Source organism: Kitasatospora sp. NPDC058184, assembly GCF_042883725.1.
Classification (GTDB): Bacteria; Actinomycetota; Actinomycetes; order Streptomycetales; family Streptomycetaceae; genus Kitasatospora.
The window spans coordinates 141,487-157,748 of sequence record NZ_JBHVVE010000011.1; the positions used below are offsets into that span (position 1 = coordinate 141,487).

16 protein-coding genes are annotated in these 16,262 nt (G+C 75.5%); 5 read left to right on the forward strand and 11 right to left on the reverse strand.

Features of this window, described 5'->3' with window-relative positions; translation table 11 throughout:
- Nucleotides 1-7 precede the first annotated feature (7 nt).
- The 7 genes from ACFVXH_RS22370 to ACFVXH_RS22400 all read right to left on the reverse strand — a co-directional run bounded on the left by ACFVXH_RS22370 (nucleotide 8) and on the right by ACFVXH_RS22400 (nucleotide 7,006).
- Nucleotides 8-1,306: a beta-ketoacyl-[acyl-carrier-protein] synthase family protein gene (locus tag ACFVXH_RS22370; RefSeq protein WP_387826413.1), complete on the reverse strand. Its 1,299-nt coding sequence runs from the start codon at nucleotides 1,304-1,306 to the stop codon at nucleotides 8-10.
- Nucleotides 1,303-2,919: a class I adenylate-forming enzyme family protein gene (locus ACFVXH_RS22375; RefSeq protein WP_387826416.1), complete on the reverse strand. Its 1,617-nt coding sequence runs from the start codon at nucleotides 2,917-2,919 to the stop codon at nucleotides 1,303-1,305. Before ACFVXH_RS22375 ends, ACFVXH_RS22370 begins: the two co-directional genes overlap by 4 nt.
- Nucleotides 2,920-3,229: 310 nt before the next feature.
- Nucleotides 3,230-3,784, reverse strand: a complete 555-nt coding sequence (locus ACFVXH_RS22380) for a beta-ketoacyl synthase N-terminal-like domain-containing protein (RefSeq protein WP_387826419.1) — start codon at nucleotides 3,782-3,784, stop codon at nucleotides 3,230-3,232.
- 11 nt (nucleotides 3,785-3,795) lie between these two features.
- Nucleotides 3,796-4,953 carry a beta-ketoacyl synthase N-terminal-like domain-containing protein gene (locus ACFVXH_RS22385; protein WP_387826422.1) on the reverse strand — a complete coding sequence of 386 codons (1,158 nt, stop codon included), beginning with the start codon at nucleotides 4,951-4,953 and terminating at the stop codon, nucleotides 3,796-3,798.
- Complete coding sequence (locus tag ACFVXH_RS22390; protein WP_074004875.1) at nucleotides 4,950-5,216, reverse strand: hypothetical protein; 267 nt, start codon at nucleotides 5,214-5,216, stop codon at nucleotides 4,950-4,952. Before ACFVXH_RS22390 ends, ACFVXH_RS22385 begins: the two co-directional genes overlap by 4 nt.
- Complete coding sequence (locus tag ACFVXH_RS22395) at nucleotides 5,213-5,488, reverse strand: acyl carrier protein (protein ID WP_049653814.1); 276 nt, start codon at nucleotides 5,486-5,488, stop codon at nucleotides 5,213-5,215. The genes ACFVXH_RS22390 and ACFVXH_RS22395 overlap by 4 nt, the downstream gene beginning before the upstream one ends.
- Before the next feature lie 93 nt (nucleotides 5,489-5,581).
- Nucleotides 5,582-7,006: a class I adenylate-forming enzyme family protein gene (locus tag ACFVXH_RS22400; RefSeq protein WP_241853087.1), complete on the reverse strand. Its 1,425-nt coding sequence runs from the start codon at nucleotides 7,004-7,006 to the stop codon at nucleotides 5,582-5,584.
- 180 nt (nucleotides 7,007-7,186) lie between these two features.
- On the opposite strand from ACFVXH_RS22400, the gene ACFVXH_RS22405 reads away from it, so the two are divergent.
- The 4 genes from ACFVXH_RS22405 (at nucleotide 7,187) to ACFVXH_RS22420 (ending at nucleotide 11,539) form a co-directional block, all read left to right on the forward strand.
- Entirely contained in the window at nucleotides 7,187-8,287 is a 1,101-nt protein-coding gene (locus ACFVXH_RS22405; RefSeq protein ID WP_387826426.1) for an alpha-hydroxy acid oxidase, read from the forward strand.
- Nucleotides 8,288-8,472: 185 nt separating this feature from the next.
- Complete coding sequence (locus ACFVXH_RS22410; RefSeq protein WP_387826429.1) at nucleotides 8,473-9,249, forward strand: class I SAM-dependent methyltransferase; 777 nt, start codon at nucleotides 8,473-8,475, stop codon at nucleotides 9,247-9,249.
- Nucleotides 9,156-10,223 (forward strand): alpha/beta hydrolase, encoded by a 1,068-nt coding sequence (locus ACFVXH_RS22415; protein ID WP_387826432.1) that lies wholly within the window; start codon nucleotides 9,156-9,158, stop codon nucleotides 10,221-10,223. The genes ACFVXH_RS22410 and ACFVXH_RS22415 overlap by 94 nt, the downstream gene beginning before the upstream one ends.
- Nucleotides 10,220-11,539 carry a PLP-dependent aminotransferase family protein gene (locus tag ACFVXH_RS22420; protein WP_387826434.1) on the forward strand — a complete coding sequence of 440 codons (1,320 nt, stop codon included), beginning with the start codon at nucleotides 10,220-10,222 and terminating at the stop codon, nucleotides 11,537-11,539. Before ACFVXH_RS22415 ends, ACFVXH_RS22420 begins: the two co-directional genes overlap by 4 nt.
- 63 nt (nucleotides 11,540-11,602) lie before the next feature.
- Here ACFVXH_RS22420 and ACFVXH_RS22425 read toward each other — a convergent pair whose 3' ends face one another.
- The 4 genes from ACFVXH_RS22425 to ACFVXH_RS22440 form a co-directional block, all read right to left on the reverse strand.
- Nucleotides 11,603-12,367 carry an ABC transporter permease gene (locus ACFVXH_RS22425; protein ID WP_074004870.1) on the reverse strand — a complete coding sequence of 255 codons (765 nt, stop codon included), beginning with the start codon at nucleotides 12,365-12,367 and terminating at the stop codon, nucleotides 11,603-11,605.
- Between the two features lie 119 nt (nucleotides 12,368-12,486).
- Nucleotides 12,487-13,461 carry an ATP-binding cassette domain-containing protein gene (locus tag ACFVXH_RS22430; RefSeq protein ID WP_049653828.1) on the reverse strand — a complete coding sequence of 325 codons (975 nt, stop codon included), beginning with the start codon at nucleotides 13,459-13,461 and terminating at the stop codon, nucleotides 12,487-12,489.
- 117 nt (nucleotides 13,462-13,578) lie between these two features.
- On the reverse strand, nucleotides 13,579-14,781 hold the full coding sequence (locus tag ACFVXH_RS22435; RefSeq protein WP_074004869.1) for a glycosyltransferase: 1,203 nt from the start codon (nucleotides 14,779-14,781) through the stop codon (nucleotides 13,579-13,581).
- Nucleotides 14,778-15,077, reverse strand: coding sequence for a hypothetical protein (locus ACFVXH_RS22440; RefSeq protein ID WP_387826439.1), 300 nt, complete (start codon nucleotides 15,075-15,077; stop codon nucleotides 14,778-14,780). The genes ACFVXH_RS22435 and ACFVXH_RS22440 overlap by 4 nt, the downstream gene beginning before the upstream one ends.
- Nucleotides 15,078-15,220: 143 nt before the next feature.
- Here ACFVXH_RS22440 and ACFVXH_RS22445 point away from each other — a divergent pair, with 143 nt between their 5' ends.
- Entirely contained in the window at nucleotides 15,221-16,153 is a 933-nt protein-coding gene (locus tag ACFVXH_RS22445; RefSeq protein ID WP_049653834.1) for a 3-oxoacyl-[acyl-carrier-protein] synthase III C-terminal domain-containing protein, read from the forward strand.
- The last annotated feature ends 109 nt before the right edge of the window (nucleotides 16,154-16,262 follow it).

Below are 16,262 nucleotides of genomic sequence, written 5' to 3' on the forward strand. Positions count from 1 at the left end.
GGTACCGCTAGCGGGCGGTCCGGGTGGAGGCCGGGCCGAGGATCAGGCTGAGGTTGTGGCCGCCGAAGGCGAAGGCGTTGCTCAGCGCGGCGCGCACCGGGACGGTCCGGGCGGCGCCCCGGACGTGGTCCAGGTCGCAGGCCGGGTCGGGGTCGGTCAGGTTGAGGGTGGGCGGCAGCGTCCCCCGGGCCACCGTCAGGGCGGTCACCGCCGCCTCCAACGCGCCCGCGGCGCCCAGCAGATGGCCGGTGGCGCCCTTGGTGGAGCTGACCGCGGGCGGCTCGGCGCCGAAGACGGCGCGCAGCGCGGCGGTCTCGGCCACGTCGCCGAGTTTGGTGCCGGTGCCGTGGGCGTTCACGTAGTCGATGTCACCCGGGGCCAGGCCCGCGTTGGCGAGCGCGGCGCGCATCGCGTCGGCGGCGCCGGTGCCGTCCGGGCGGGGCATGGTCGGGTGGTGGGCGTCGGTGGAGGCGCCCCAGCCGAGGACGTCCGCGTAGCCGGCGGCGCCGCGCGCCTCGGCGTGCTCGGCCCGCTCCAGGACCAGGACGGCGCTGCCCTCGCCGAGCACGAAGCCGTTGCGGCGGGCGTCGAAGGGCCGGCTGGCCTGCTCGGGGTCGTCCCAACCCTGCGCCAGAGCCCGGGCGTTGGTGAAGGCGGCGGCGATGGTCGGGTGCAGCGAGGACTCGGTGCCGCCGCACACCACCACATCGGCGTCGCCGGCCCGGATCAGCCGCAGCCCCTCGGCGATCGCCTGGGCGCCGGCCGCGCAGGCCGTCACCACGGCGGAGCTGTAGCCCCGGATGCCGTGCTTGATGGCGATCCGGGCGGCGGCCATGTTGGAGAGCATGCCGGGCAGCAGGTACGGGCTGACGCCGGGGCGGCCGCGCTCCAGCCGGCGGTGCGACTGCTGCTCGAAGGTCTCCAGTCCGCCGCCGCCGGTGGCCAGCACCACGGCGGTGCGGTGCGGGTCGGCGTCCCGGCCGACGGCCAGTCCGGCGTCGGCGAGCGCGTCGTCGGCGGCGGCCAGGGCGAGCAGCACGAAGCGGTCCACGCAGCGGGTCTCGGTCGGCGGCAGCACCTCCCGGCCGTCCACGGCGGGGGCGAGCCCGGCGGCGGGCAGCCAGCCGTGCGCGGCGTGGCCCTCGGGGACGGCGCGCAGGCCGGAGCGGCCGGCGGTGAGCGCCTCGAACACCTCGGCGGGCTTGCGGCCGAGCGGGGAGACCAGGCCGATGCCGGTGACGACGGCGCCGGGGCGCGGGGTCGTGCGCCCGCCCCGCTCGCCTGCTCGCACACTCCGCTCGCTCATGCGCCCACCGCCGCGAGGTGGGTCTCCCGCAGCAGGACCTTGCGGACCTTGCCGGTCGGGCCGAGCGGGATGTCGTCGGGGGAGACCACCAGCACCTTGCGGACGGTCGCGGCGGCGGCCTCGTCCAGGGCGGCGACGACCGCCCCGGTGCGGTCCGCGGCCGGGTCGGCGTCCGGGGCGAGGAGCAGCAGCACGTCGGTGACGACGCGCTCGCCGTCCCGGACCGCGACCACCGTGCAGTCCAGCACGTCCGGGCAGGCGGCCAGCACCCGCTCCTCCGACATCGCGGTGAACAGCCGCTTTCCGCTGCCGAGTTCGACCGAGTCGACGGCCCGGTCCACGTGGTAGTAGTAGCCCTCCTCGTCCCGGTACATCAGGTCCCCGGTGAGGAAGCGGCCGCGCAGCCGGGTGCGGAAGGTGGTGGCCGAGTCGTTCCAGTAGCCGAGCGCCAGGGTCGGTGAGGCGGTGGCGAGTTCACCGACCTCGCCGGGCCCGAGCGGCTCGCCGTCCGGGCCGACCACCTCGCAGTCGACGAAGGCGTGCGGGCGGCCGACGCAGCGGCCGTAGCGCTCGGTGCCGGGGCCGTGGGTGATGAAGAAGTGCGAGTGCCCCATCTCGGTGGAGCCGAGGCCGTCCACGAACAGCGAGCCGGGCAGCCGGGTGCGGCCGGCCCGGGTGACGGTCTCCCGGCTGCCGGTGGCGATCAGGCGGCGGATGTGCACCTCGTGGGCGCAGTCGCCGGTGTTCCACCAGAGCGCTACGGAGGTCAGGTCGCGGGCGGCGAGGTCGTGCCGGGCGAGGTCGGCCCAGGTGGCGGCGAAGCCGATCACCCCGGTGGGCCGCCACCGCTCGACGGCCTCCAGCACGCCGTCGCCGGACTGCCGGGAGAGCACGGCGAGTTCGGTGTGCGAGCTGAGCGCGAGGTTGAGCGCGATCAGGGTGGCGGCGTGCGGGGCGGGCAGCGCGCTGAGCATCCGGTCCTGGCCCTGCGGGCGGGGCAGCCGCAGCCGGTGGCGGATCGCGGCGTACAGGCTCGCGTGGGAGTGGACGACGGCCTTGGGCATGCCGGTGGTGCCGGAGGAGTGGGTGATCGCCACCGGGTCGCCGGACCAGTGCCGGTACGGCTCCGGGGCGGCCTCCGGGTCGCCGGCGCCGAGGGTGGCGATCTCGGGCAGCAGCGGCGCGCCCGGGTCGTGGCCGGCCAGTGCGGCCAGGTGGGCGGGGTCGGCGAGGACGCCGGCCGCGCCGAGGCGGGCGATGTAGCGGGCGGCCCGTTCGCCGTCCAGGTTGGGGTTGAGCAGCGCGGGGACGGCGCCGAGCCGGGCCAGGGCGAGGAAGGCGAGCACGTGGTCGGCGGCGTCGCTCGCGTACACCACCACCGGGTCGCGCCGGGTGATGCCCAGGCCGTGCAGCGCGGCGGCGCGGGCCCGGACGGCGCGGTCCAGCTCGCGCAGGGTGAACGGCTGCCAGGCGGGGTGGTCGTCCACCGGGGTGTCGAAGCTGAGCAGCGGTACGTCCAGGTCGAGCCCGAGCGCGATCCGGGCGGTCAGGACGTTGCCGGCGCCCACGTCGGGGTCGTCCGCGAGCTGGGTGCGGAGGCTGCGGATGGTCACGGGGGTGGATCCCTCCCTCGGGGCCGGTGGACGGCCCGGGCGGCTGATCGGGTGGCAGGGTCGGTCGGCCGCGCGGGGGCGGCGGGTGCGGTCGGCTGCTCGGGCGGCGTGTGGCGTGCGGCGAGTGGCGGGCTGCGTGCGGTCGGTCGCTCGGGCGGCGGGTGCCGGGAGCGAGGCGGGGGCGGGCGGGGGCGCTGGTGTGCCGGGTGCGGCTGCGTCAGGCGCCGGGCCTCGATGGTTCCTACGGCCGGGGGCGGTCGCGGGGTTCAGTCCGGGCGGCGGTTCGGTCCGGTCGGAGGGTTCGGAGGGGTCAGTCCGGCCGGTTCCCCGCAGCCGGACGGGCGAGCAGGACGGCCGCGGCCCGGTCCCCGTCGGGCGTCTGCTCGACGGCCACGGCCAGCACCAGATCGGCGTCGCCGTCCTGGAGCAGCAGTGCGGCGAGTTCGAACGCCTCGGCCGGGACCACGCCGGGTTCGGCCTCGGCCGGGCAGATCGCCACGATCGGGCCGGTCAGGCCCCAGCGCGCGGAGACGTGCCCGAGGACGGCGTTGGGGTTGGACTGGAAGAACAGCAGCGGGCCGGTCCGCTGTCCGGGTTCGGCGCTGCGCTCGATGGCCCGCGCGGTGTCGAGGTCGCCGCTCGCGCTGGCGAGCAGCAGGGCGGTCCGTCCGGGGGCGGGCGGTTCGCCGTGGTAGGCGCGCAGGCAGTGCTCGGCGGTGTCGGCGACCAGCGGGTTGAAGGCGGAGGCGGCGAAGCCGGGCAGCGGTGGCGGCGGCCCGTCCAGGCCGGGTGCGGGGCGGCGGGCCTCGGCGAGGATCCGCAGTCCGTGGGTGTGGTCGGCAGGGGTGTTCTCGGCGGTGGTCATGGCGGTGGCGGTCATCCCGGGGCCAGCAGGAGGGCGGTGTTGGCGCCGCCGAAGGCGGAGTTGAGGCTGAGGGCGTACGGCGGCCTGGCGGCGTGCGGGCCGTCCAGGACGAGGTCCAGCGCGAGGTCCGGGTCGGGGCCGAGCCAGCCGGCGTTGACCGGGAGCAGGCCGGTGCCCAACGCGCCGATGGTGACGGCGAGTTCGAGCAGTGCGGAGGCCTCCAGGGCGTGCCCGTGCACGGACTTGCTGGAGCTGACCGGCAGACGGTCGGTGTGCGGGCCGAACACCCGCCGCAGGGCGCGGGCCTCGGCCCGGTCGGCGAGGGTCGAGCCGGTGCCGTTGGCGTTGACGTAGCCGACCTCGGCCGGATCGACGCCCGCGCGGGTGAGCGCGGCATCGATCGCCCGGGCCGTCCCGTCGCCCTCCGGTTCCGGGCGGCAGACGTGGTGGGCGTCCCCGGCCCGGCCCCAGCCGGCCAGCCGGGCGAGCGCGGGAGCGCCGCGCCGTTCGGCCGCCGGGGCGGACTCGACCAGGACGGCGGCGGCCGCGTCGGCGAGCAGGGTGCCGGTGCGGCCGGCGCTGAACGGACGGGCCTCGCCGTCCCGGGCCAGCGCCCGTCCGGCGTCGAAGACCGCGAAGACGCCCGGTCCGACCAGGTGCCCGGCCGCGACCAGGACCCGCTCGTGCCGCCCGGCGGCGACCAGGGCCGCCGCGTCGGCGACGGCGGTCGAGGCGGCCACGCAGGCGCCGTTGTACACCCGGGTGACACCCGGCGCGCCCCACCCGGAACGGACCCCGGCGGCCACCGCGTCGGCGGTCGCCCGGGTGCGCTCGTCGCTGTGCAGGGCGAGCAGGACGGGCAGTCCGGCGCCCTCGGCGGCGGTCAGCCCGGCCTGCCCGCAGGCCTGGCCGATCGCGTCGAGCACGGCCCTGGCCAGGGGGAAGGTGCAGGCCAGGGGCACGGTGTCGGGGAACAGCGCGGCCCGGGTGGTGCGGCGGGCGCTCACGTCGAAGCGGGTGACCGGGCCGGACAGGGCCTTGCCGTGGGTGGCGGCCTCGGTGAGTGCGGCGAGCCCGCGCCCGGCGGCGCTGAGCACCCCGACACCGGTGACCACCGGGCGGTCGGCCGCCCGGCCTGGTGGGCCGGAGCCCGTGCCCCCGGGGATCACGGCCGGGCGCCCGCGCGGTCGGCGAGGACGGCCTCGCGCAGCAGCCCGGTGGCGTCGTCGACGGTGCGCACCGCGCCGAAGCGGTCGTCGTCCAGGTCCAGCTGGAGTCCGTACCGTTGCTCGAACTCGGCGACGAGCCACGTGAGTTCGAGCGACCCGAGGTCTTCGGGCACGGTGTCGACGGCGCGCTGCCCGAACGCCGCCAGCATGGTCAGGACCTCGGCCCGGTCCGGCAGGGCGTCGGGGAGCGGGGAGCCGGTCACGCGGCGCTGCCGGAGGTGGCGGCGAGGGCGTCGACCCGGCGGGCGACGTCGCCGGTGAACTCGTCCAGCGTCATCAGCGCGGTGGTCTCCATCTCGTCCAGGTCGAACTTGATCCCGAACTCGTCCTCGACCTGCACCGACAGGTCGGCCAGGGCGAGCGATTCGAGGTCCAGCCCGGCCGGGCCGAGGTCGGTGTCCCCGGTGACCTCGGAGACGTCGTACTGCATCTCGGCGAGTGCCGCCAGGACGAAGGCGCGGATGCGGTCCTGCATGGTGGGCTCCTTGTCGGGGTGGTGGTGCGAAGGGGTCGGGGCGCGAAGGGGTCGGGGCGCGGCCGGGTGCGGCCCGCGCGCCGGTGGGCGCGGTCAGCCGGCGGTCGCGGTCGCGCGCAGGGCGGCCGGGTCGCGCAGCAGCTTTCCGGTGGCGGTGCGGGGGAGGCGGTCCAGTCGGGCGAGCCGGCGCGGCCGCTTGTAGGCGGCCAGGCGGCGGGCCAGCCCGTCCTGGACGGAGGAGAGGTCGGTCCCGGGTTCGGTGGCCAGGTAGGCCTCGATCGCGCCGCCGTCGAAGACCACCACGGCCTCGCGGACGTCGGGCAGCGCGGTCAGCGTCTGCTCGACCTCGGTGAGGTCGACCTTCAGGCCGCCGATCGAGACCTGGGAGTCCAGCCGGCCGAGCACGGTGACCGGGCCGTCGGCGGCCAGCTCGGCCGCGTCCCGGGTGTGCAGCCAGCCGTCGGACCAGCGGGTCGGATCGTCCAGTCCGGGGTACGGGGAGGAATCCGTGCCGATCTGCAACTCGCCTTTCACCAGGCGCAGTCGCATGCCGTGCACGGGCCGCTTGGCAGGGTGGAGCGTACCGGAGAGGTCGGTGGCGATCACCCCGGTCTCGGTCATGCCGTACATGGTGCCGAGCGGGACGCCGTACCGTTCGGTGAACAGCGCGGGCAGTCCCGGGCGGACGAGTTCGCCCGCCACGACCATCCGCCGCAGCCGGGGCAGTGGCGGGGGAGCGACCGCCCCCGCCAGCAGTTCGGCGTGGAAGGGCACCCCGATCACGGTGGTCGGCCGGTCGCTCGCGGCGACCTCGGCGAGGATGCCCGCCGCCGTCATCCGCTCCGGCACGGTGAGCGCGACCCGGGCGTGCAGGCTGTTGAGCAGCCCGCCGACCAGGCCGAGCACATGCACCACCGAGGAGAGCAGGACGACCCGCTCGCCCTCGCCGGGGAACTCCACCAGCCTTCGGTAGCAATCGAGTTCGCGCAGCAGATCGGTCGCGGTGCGGGCGATGACCTTGGCCGGACCGGTGGATCCGGAGCTGAGCTGGATCAACGCGTGTCCGGTGCGGGCCGGGCGCCCGTCCGCCAGCGGGACGGCCACCGGCTCGACTTCGGAGAAGCCGCGCAGGGCCGCCGCCGACCGATGGGCGGAGCCTACCAGCACCTGCGGGGCCAGCCGCGCCACCGCCGCGTCGATCTCGTGGTCGGTCAACCGGTGGTCGAGCAGGGCGACTTGGGCGCCGAGGCGCCAGCACGCCAGCAGCACCGCGACGAACGCCACCGAGGGCGGCAGCCGCAGCGCCGCCGTCCCGCCGGGTCCGAGCCCGGCGGCCGACAGCCGTTCGGACTGCTCCTCGACCAGGGCGCGCAGGGCGTCCCGGTCGAGCGGTGCGCCGAGGCGCAGGCACTCCTCGCCGCCGGGTCCGGCCAGCAGCAGCCGGTCGACCCAGGAGTCCGGGGCGTCGGAGTGCGGCAGGAGGGCAGGCGGAAGTACGGAGGGGAGAAAGCCGGTCAACGCGGCTCCACACAAGTGAGGGGATTTTGACATGAACGCCGTTAACAAATCCGAACGGCCAATTCCGTGGCCAGACCTTGGCACAGACGTTTGGTCAAATCAAGGTCTATACCAATGTGGTCGTTGCTCCTACGCTGCCGAAGCAGGACCGGCCCGTGTGTGGCCGTCCTGGAACGAGGAATGCCCGTGGGACTTCTCACGCTGGCCGGGATCGAGCGTGCGGCGCACGCCCAACTCCCACCGGAAATCTGGGATTTCATCGAAGGCGGCAGCGGCGCCGAACGCACCCTGACGGCCAATCGGGAGATGTTCGGACGCCATGCGCTGCGCCCGCGCACCCTGGTCGACGTCTCCGCCTGCGACCCCGCGCTGACCCTGCTCGGCGCACCGCTGAGCCTCCCGCTCGGCATCGCCCCGATGGCCTACCACCGGCTGGTCGACCCGGAGGGGGAGACCGCCACCGCGCGCGCCGCCGGCCGGGCCGGCGCCCTGCTGGTCGCCGGCATGTTCGCCAGCCGGACGCTGGAGGAGATCGCCGCGGCCGCCACCGGCCCGCTCTGGCTCCAGCTGTACTGGCTGCGCGAACGTGCCGTCCTCGCCGCCCTGGTGGAACGCGCCGAGGCGGCCGGCTACGGCGCGCTCGTGCTGACCGTGGACGCCCCCAGGATCGGCCGCCGGCTGCGCGACCTGCGTAACGGCTTCGCCGTCCCGTCGGCCGTCCGCGCGGTCAACCTGGACCAGGCCCTGACGGCCGCCAGCCACCGCGCCACCGCCGGACGTTCGGGCATCGCCGAGCACGCCCGCGAACAGTTCGACCCCGCACTGAGCTGGACCGACCTGGCCTGGCTGCGCGAACGCACCCGGCTGCCGCTGGTCCTCAAGGGAATCCTCACCGCCGAGGACGCCCGGCTGGCCGTCGAGCACGGCGTCGACGCCGTCCTGGTCTCCAACCACGGCGGCCGCCAACTCGACGGTGCGATGCCGGCCCTGGCCGCCCTCCCCGAGGTGGTCGACGCCGTTCCCGCCGAACTGCCGGTGCTCTTCGACGGCGGCGTGCGCAGCGGCACCGACCTCGCGATCGCCCTCGCCCTCGGCGCCCGCGCCGTGCTGGTCGGCCGCCCCGCGCTCTGGGGCCTGGCCACCGACGGTGAGGCCGGGGTGCACCGGGTGCTCGACCTGCTGCGCGAGGAACTGGAGCACACCATGGCCCTGTTGGGCCGCCCCCGGCTCGCCGACCTGGACCGTACGGTCCTCGCGCCCTGGCCCTGCCCGGCCGGCTGAACCCTGGCCCCCGCGCGGCCGTTGAACCCGTACCCCCGCGCGGCCGGCCGGGCCCGAGCCCCGCACGGCTGTTGAACCGCGCGGCTGTTGAACCGTGCAGCCGTTGAACCAAGCGGCCGTTGAACCGCACCGCCGTTGAACCGCGCCGTACCCGAACCGCGTTCTCCCCCATGGAGGTCCGACACATGACCGAGCAGAACGAACGATTCCCGGGCTGGGACTGGGACGACCCGGACGGGCTGGCTCCCCGGCTGGACGCCTTCAGCGAGCAGGTCGCCACCTGCGACACGCTCGAAGCGCACCCCGGCGGGCTGCCGCGCGACCACCAGGGCCTGCGCGAACTCGGCATCACCGGAATCGAGTTCGCCGCCTTCCGGACCGCCCACCCGGAGGGCCTCGGCACCGACCTCGCCACCCTGCGCGGCCCCGACGCCGCCACCGCGCCCGGCACCCTCTACCGGGTCGACGCCGACCGCTGGTTCACGCAGCTCGACATCGCCGAACCGCTGCCCTTCGCCGACGCCAGCGTCGACTGGGTGTACGCCGAGCACCTGATCGAGCACGTCACCATGCCGGTCGCCGTCGGCTGGCTGCGCGAGGCCCGCCGGGTGCTGCGCCCCGGCGGCGTCCTGCGCCTGACCACCCCCGACCTCGCCCGCTACCTGGTCGGCTACGCCACCGGCGACGGCTTCCTCGGCAAGCACCGGCGCCGGCTGACCACCCTCGGCTTCGGCCCGCCGATGCCCGAGCGCCCCGCCTTCCTGGTGAACCAGATCTTCCGGTACTTCGGGCACCAGTGGATCTACGACCTGGACGAGCTGCGGCACGTCCTCACCCGGGCCGGCTTCGACCCCGACGGCATCCGTCCATGCGCCTACCGGCAGGGCGCCCGTCCGGACGTCGCCGACCTCGACACGGCCTTCCGCACCGACGAGACCGTGTACGTCGAGGCAGACTGCTGAACCCGCCGCCGAGCCCCGCGCACCGAACGGATCCGCCCATGCCCCTGCACCCCCAGGCCGAGGCGCTGCGCGCCCGGCGCGCGAGCAGCGGGACCCCGCCGCTCTACACCCTCACCCTCGCCGAGGCCCGTGCCGCCGACCTCGCGGACATCCGCGCGGCGGCCGGCACGCCCGAGCCGGTCGCCGCCGTCGAGGAGCACTGCATCCCCGGCCCCGGCGGCGAACTCGCCCTGAGGCTCTACCGCCCCGAGCCGCCCGGCCGCCGACTGCCCGCCCTGCTCTACCTGTTCGGCGGCGGCTGGACGCTCGGCTCGCCCGACACCAGCGACGCGATCTGCCGCCGGCTCACCAACGCCGTCGGCTGCGTCACCGCCTCCGTCGGCTACCGGCTCGCTCCCGAGCACCCCTTCCCCGCGGCGCTCCACGACAGCCGCGCCGCACTGCTGCAACTCGTCGAACGGGCCGAGGAGTTCGGCGTCGACCCGGACCGGATCGCGGTCGCCGGCGACAGCGCCGGCGGCAACCTCGCCGCCGCGCTCACCCTCCTGCTGCGTGCCGAGGGCGGCCCCGCCCTGCGCCACCAGCTGCTGGTCTACCCCAACACCGACCACGGCGCCGACACCCCGTCGCTGCGCGACCACGACGACCCGGCACTGTTCAACCGCCGCTCGGTGGACTGGTACTGGGGGCACTACCTGGCCGACCGGGGCGACGGCGCCAGCCCGTACGCCTCCCCGCTGCGCGCCGCCACCCTGGCCGGCCTGCCGCCCGCCACCGTGCTGACCGCCGAGTACGACCCGCTGCGGGACGAGGGCGAGCAGTACGCCGAGGCGCTGCGCGCGGCAGGGGTCCCGGTCGAGCTGCGCCGCTACCCGGGCATGCCGCACGGCTTCTTCGCCATGACCGGCACCCTGGACGACGCCGCCGAGGCCCAGGCCTTCGCGGCCGGCTGTCTCCGGGAGGCGCTGCGGTGACGGCTCCGCTCGCTCCGGGAGGCGCCGCGGCGGACCTCCGACTGGACGACCTGCACGCCTCCCTGGCCGATCCGCTGCTGGACGCGATGACCTTCCTCAACGAGGTCACCACCCGCTACCCGGACGCCGTCTCCTTCGCCCCCGGCCGCCCCTACGAGGGCTTCTTCGAGCCCGAGGACGTCCCGGCCTACCTGGAGACCTACCTCGCCCACCTGGCCGACCGCGGCCTCGGCCGGGACGCGGTGCGCACCGCGCTGTTCCAGTACGGCCCGACCAAGGGCCTCATCAACGAGCTGGTCGCCCGCGCGCTGGCCAACGACGAGGGCCTGACCGTCGACCCGGGGGCCGTGGTGGTCACCGTCGGCGCCCAGGAGGGCATGCTGCTGACGCTGCGCGCCCTGTGCGCCGGCCCGGACGACGTCCTGCTGGTGAGCTCGCCCTGCTACGTCGGCGTCACCGGCGCCGCCCGGCTGCTCGACCTGACCGTCCGCCCCGTCCCCGAGGGCCCGGACGGCGGCCCCGACCCGGTGGCGGTCCGCGCCGCCGCCCGCGCGGTGCGGGCCGAGGGGCGCCGTCCGCGCGCCCTCTACGTCGTCCCGGACTTCGCCAACCCCTCCGGCACCAGCATGCCGGTCGCGGCCCGCACCGGGCTGCTGGAGGCCGCGGCCGAGGAGGGCGTGCTCGTCGTCGAGGACAACCCGTACGGCTTCTTCTCCCGCACCCCGGGGCAGCGGCCCACCCTCAAGGCGCTGGACCGCCGCCGCCAGGTCGTCTACCTGGGCTCGTTCGCCAAGACCTGCTTCCCCGGGGCCCGCCTCGGCTACGTGGTCGCCGACCAGGAGGTGGCCGGCCCCGACGGGCGGCGCAGCCTGCTCGCGGACGAGCTGGCCAAGCTGAAGAGCATGACGACGGTCAACACGCCCGCGCTCAGCCAGGCCGTCATCGGCGGCATGCTGCTGACCCACGACTGCCGCCTGCGGGCCGCCAACGCCCCTGCCACGGCCCACTACGCGGCGGGCATGGACACCCTGCTGCGGGAGCTGGACCGGCACTTCCCGGCCTCCGTGCGGCGCCGGCTGGGCATCTCCTGGACCCGGCCGGACGGCGGCTTCTTCGCCGTGCTGACGGTGCCGTTCGTCGCCGACGAGGCGGCCATGGAGCGCTGCGCGCGCGACCACGGGGTGCTCTGGACGCCGATGGCGCCGTTCTATCCGGCGGGCGGCGGCGAGCACCGGCTGCGGCTGTCCGTCAGCTCGCTGACGCAGGCGCAGATCATCGACGGCGTGGCGAAGCTGGCGGCCTTCCTGACCGCCTGAGGTCGCGACGGGGACGACGGAGGGGCCCGGCTCATCGCGAGCCGGGCCCCTCCGTGCCGTCCGTCAGCGCACCCGGGTGGAGAACAGCCGGGCCGACCAGTACACCGCCAGGACGGTCATCACCGTGACCACCAGCAGCCCCTGCCAGACCACGTCGTCCCCGGCGTGCCCGGAGAACAGCGCGCGCATGCCCTCCACCGCCCAGTAGAAGGGGTTCCACCTGGCCGCCTGCTGCTGCCACTCCGGCGCCAGGGTGAGCGGCAGCAGCACCCCGGACAGCAGCGCGATCGGCTGCGCGATGGTGTTGACCACCGGGGACATCGCCGCGTCGGTCGGCACCATCAGCGCGATGCCGAAGGAGATCGCCGAGGTCATCAGCGCCAGCAGGCCCAGCAGCAGGTAGGCGAGCAGCAGGTTCAGCGGGCTCACCCGCAGCCCGAACGGCAGCGCGATCAGGGTGATCAGGACGGCCTGCACCAGCAGCGCCACCATCTCCCGCATCGCCCGCCCGAGCAGCAGCGCCAGCCGGCTCACCGGGGTCACCCGCGAGCGCTCGATGATGCCGGACCTGAGCTCGCCGAGCAGGCTGAAGCCGGTGTACAGCCCGCCGAAGATGCACAGCACCGCCAACAGGCCCGGTACGTACACCTGGTAGACGTCGGCGTAGCTGCGCGCGCCTTCCGAGGCGAGCACCTTCTTCAGCAGCGGGGCGAACAGCAGGAGGTAGAACACGGGCTGGATGATGCCGACGGCGATCCAGATCGGGGTGCGGATCATGAGCAGCAGCTGGCGCTGGAAGACCAGCCAGGTGTCGCGGGCGAGCTTCACGGTCTCCCCAGGGAGGTGTGCGGGTCCGGGTGGTGCGGGTCCGGGTGGTGCGGGGGCGGGACTGCCGCGGCGGGCGGCCGCTGCGGGTCAGGACTGCTGCGGCGGGCGCCCGGTGCGGGTCAGGACTGCTGCAGCGAGCGCCCGGTGCGGGCCAGGAACACGTCGTCCAGGCTGGGCCGTTGGAGCTGCACGGTGCCGGGCGTCAGGCCCGCCGCGTCCAGCGCGCGCAGCAGCTGGGGGATGGCGGCGGCGCCGTCCTCCAGGTACAGCCGCAGCCCCTCGTCGCCGTTCTGCTCCAGCCGGTGCAGGTACGGCTGCGGGCGCAGCACCGCGGCCGCGCGCTCGAAGGCGGCCTCCGCGGCGTCCAGCCCGACCAGCACGACGTCGCCGGAGATCTCGCGCTTGAGCGCCTCGGGGGTGCCCTCGGCCACCACCTGGCCGTGGTCGACGATGGCGACCCGGTCGCAGAGCGCGTCGGCCTCGTCCAGGTAGTGGGTGGTGACGACCACCGTCATGCCCTCGGTGCGCAGCCGGCGGATCTCCTCCCAGACGTACGCCCGGCTGGCCGGGTCCAGCCCGACCGTGGGCTCGTCCAGGAACAGCACCCGCGGCTGGTGGATCACCCCGAGCGCGATGTCCACCCGGCGGCGCTGGCCGCCGGAGTAGGTGGCGCACGGGCGGTCTCCGAACCCGGTCAGGTCGAAGGCCTTGAGCGCGTCCGCGGCGGCCTGGCCGGCCTGTGCCTTGGCCGCGCCGTACATCCGGGCCTGGAGCACCAGTTCCTCGCGGGCGCTGACGTTGTCGGTGGTGCCGCCGCCCTGGGCGACGTAGCCGATCCGGCGGCGGACCCCGGCGGGGTCGGTGAACAGGTCGGCCCCGGCGATGACGGCCTGTCCGCCGTCGGGGCGGATCAGGGTGGCCAGCATGCGCAGGGTGGTGGTCTTCCCGGCGCCGTTGGGGCCGAGGAAGCCGTAGATCTCGCCGGCGGCGACCGACAGGTCGATGCCGCGGACGGCGTCGACGGTGGTGTCGTCGCCGCCGCGGCGGGAGGTCTTCTTGCGGTAGGACTTGCGCAGTCCCGTGGTCTCGATCAACGGGAACTCCCGTGCGGGGATGGGCTGCCACGGCACCTGGGAAGGCGGGGCCCGGCACCTGCGGAGGGCGGTGCCGCTGCGACACCCTAGGGCGAACCCCGCCCCGGAAACAATGGCCTAGACCAATGGACGTGCGGTCTCCCGGTCTGCTACAGGGCGCCGGCCCGGGCCCGTTCGGCCGAGCGCCTCCAGCCGGTCCGCCGCGACCACCGCACCGCCCCCGGCCAGCAGTTCCGCGCCGACCTGAACCGCCCGCCGCCGGTACTCCGTGGAGTCGAGTACGGCCCGCAGCGCGCCCGCCAGCCGTTCCGGCGCGACGCGCGCGAACGGCACCCGCAGCCCCGCGCCGGCCGCCGCCACCTGGCCGGCCACGACCGGCTGGTCGTGCCGGATCGGCGCGGTGACCAGCGGCAGGCCGTGCGCCAGCGCCTCGCCCACGGTGTTCATCCCGCCGTGGCAGAGCACCGCGTCCAGCTCGCCGCGCGCCATCAGCTCCAGCACCGGCGCCCGGTCCACCGCCACGGCCCGGGGCGGGAGTTCGGGCAGCAGCCCGCGCGGCGCGGCGAACACCGGCTGCACGTCGCCGCCGCACAGCTCCAGCGCCCGGACGGACCGGGCCAGGAAGTCCGCGCCCAGCTCGCCGGCCAGCGTGCCCATGGTGACCAGCACCCGCCGCCGGCCGGGCAGCAGCCGCTCCCACGGGAAGTCCGGGTCGTGCGGCCGTACCGACAGCACCGGCCCGACCAGCGCGTGCTCCGGCGGCGGGGCCGAACCGGTCAGCGCCGGACCGGTGGTCGCCAGCACCAGGGCGGGGGAGAAGCGCGGGTCCAGGTACTCCTCCGGAGGCAGCGCGGCGCGCTCCCACAGCCCGCGCAGCAGCCCGGCCATCCAGGCCTCGACCTGCGGCAACGCCCGGTAGGGGCGCCCCAGTTCCATCGCCCCCGGCGCGAAGGACGCCCACGGCAGCCCGTGCCGGTGCGCGACCAGCGCGCCCGCCGGGGTGTGCTGGTCGACCAGCAGGACGTCCGGCCGCCACTCCCGCACGATCGCGTCCAGCGGCTTCGCGGTGAACCGCGCGTACGGGACGATGAAGCCCTCCCAGAGCGTGCGCAGCGCGGCCAGCCCGTGCCCGCCCTGGGCCCGGAACGCCCGGGTGCCGGTGCCGAGCACCTCGGCGTGCGGGCCGAGCAGTGGGCGCAGCACGGACTCGGTGCCGGTCCAGGCGACCTGGTGGCCGCGTGCGGTCAGCTCGGCGGCGATGCCCGCGGCCGGGTTGACGTGGCCGGTCAACGGCGGCATCACCAGCAGGAACCGGGTCATCGCGCGTCCTCCTCGGGGAGCAGTCGCCGCAGGTCGGCGACGGTCAGGGCCTCCAGGGCGGCCAGGTCCAGCCCGGCGCGCAGCGCGGCCAGGTCGGCCCGCGGACCGAAGTGCTCGCGCAGCCGTAGCGACAGATCGGCGAGTTCGTCCTCGTCCAGCAGCAGGTCGCCGTCCAGTCGGGCGTCCGGGGTGACGTGGCGCGCCCAGTCGGGCGGCGCGCCGGCCGCCTCGACCAGCAGGGCCACCAGCTCCGGGTCCAACGGGGCGTCGGGGTGGAGGGGTTCAGGGTTCGGCATGAGAGATCTCCCACCTGCTCGACGGCACGGGGGTGAACGCGGCCGCGCCGGAGCGCAGTTGGCGGCTTCCGGGGAGCGGCGGCGACGGTGGAGGGGCCCGGGATCACTTGTGCGACCCGGCGGGCGTCGGAATACTAGCCCGGGTGACCGCACTGGAGGCAGTGGCCGTCCACCTCCCCCCACACGCCGTTCCCATCGAGGCGGTGGGCGAGCGCATCGGCCTGACCCCACGTCAACTCCGTCTCTTCCGCCGCTTCCACGGCCTGGACCAGCTACGTCTGGATCCGACCGGGACGCTGCCCGACCTGCTCGAAGCCGCCCTGGACAACCTGCCGGAGCTGCGCGGACGCGAACGCGACGTCCGCTTCGTGATCCATGCCCGCAGCATGCCGGTGGCGGTGCCCCATCCGCTCAACCCGCTGCACGACCTGCTCGAAACCCGTGGCCTGGCGCACGCCGACGCCTTCACGGTGACCCACCACGCCTGCGCGGTGGGCCTGCTGGCCATCGACCTGGCCGGCCGGCTGCTCGCGGCCGAACCCGACCCGGCGGCGCTCGCCCTGGTGCTGACCGGCGAGAAGACCTTCACCAGGGACGCCCAGGTGGTGCCCGAGACCGGCATCTTCGCCGAGGGCGCGGCCGCCTGCCTGGTCAGCGCCGACGGCGAGCGCCACCGGATGCTCTCCTTCGCGGTGCGCCAGCGCCCGGAGTTCGACGGCCGGCTGGCCGAGGACCCGGACCTGCTCGCCCGCTACCAGCGCGAGTACCCGAACGTGATGGTGGAGGCGATCGAGGCCGCCCTGGACCAGGCCGGTCTGGACCTCTCCGACCTGGCCGCGATCCTGCCGCACAACGTCAACCAGGCGTCCTGGCGGATGATCGCGCGCCGGATCGGCTATCCGGTCGAGAAAGTCGTGCTGGACAACGTGCGGTCGGTCGGGCACAGTTTCGCCTCAGACAGCCTCATCAATCTCCACACCGCCACCACGCGGGGGCTGCTCCGCCGCGGCGACCACTACCTGATCGCCGCCGCCGGTGTCGGAGCCACGTTCTCCGCGATGGCCATGCGGTACTGACGGCCCGCCGACTCCTCCGGCGGCCGTCGTCCGCACAGCGACGCCGCATTTCCCACACCACATTTCCCACACCACCCCAGAGCCCCGGGGCGCCTGCAAGCCCCGGAGC

Excerpts from the sequence above, each read along its gene's own strand:
- ACFVXH_RS22435 (WP_074004869.1), bottom strand. The coding sequence starts at position 14,781 with ATGACCCGGTTCCTGCTGGTGATGCCGCCGTTGACCGGCCACGTCAAC.
- ACFVXH_RS22380 (WP_387826419.1), bottom strand. The coding sequence starts at position 3,784 with ATGACCACCGCCGAGAACACCCCTGCCGACCACACCCACGGACTGCGG.
- ACFVXH_RS22440 (WP_387826439.1), bottom strand. The coding sequence starts at position 15,077 with ATGCCGAACCCTGAACCCCTCCACCCCGACGCCCCGTTGGACCCGGAG.
- ACFVXH_RS22395 (WP_049653814.1), bottom strand. The coding sequence starts at position 5,488 with ATGCAGGACCGCATCCGCGCCTTCGTCCTGGCGGCACTCGCCGAGATG.
- ACFVXH_RS22415 (WP_387826432.1), top strand. The coding sequence starts at position 9,156 with ATGCGCCTACCGGCAGGGCGCCCGTCCGGACGTCGCCGACCTCGACAC.
- ACFVXH_RS22405 (WP_387826426.1), top strand. The coding sequence starts at position 7,187 with ATGCCCGTGGGACTTCTCACGCTGGCCGGGATCGAGCGTGCGGCGCAC.
- ACFVXH_RS22410 (WP_387826429.1), top strand. The coding sequence starts at position 8,473 with ATGACCGAGCAGAACGAACGATTCCCGGGCTGGGACTGGGACGACCCG.
- ACFVXH_RS22370 (WP_387826413.1), bottom strand. The coding sequence starts at position 1,306 with ATGAGCGAGCGGAGTGTGCGAGCAGGCGAGCGGGGCGGGCGCACGACC.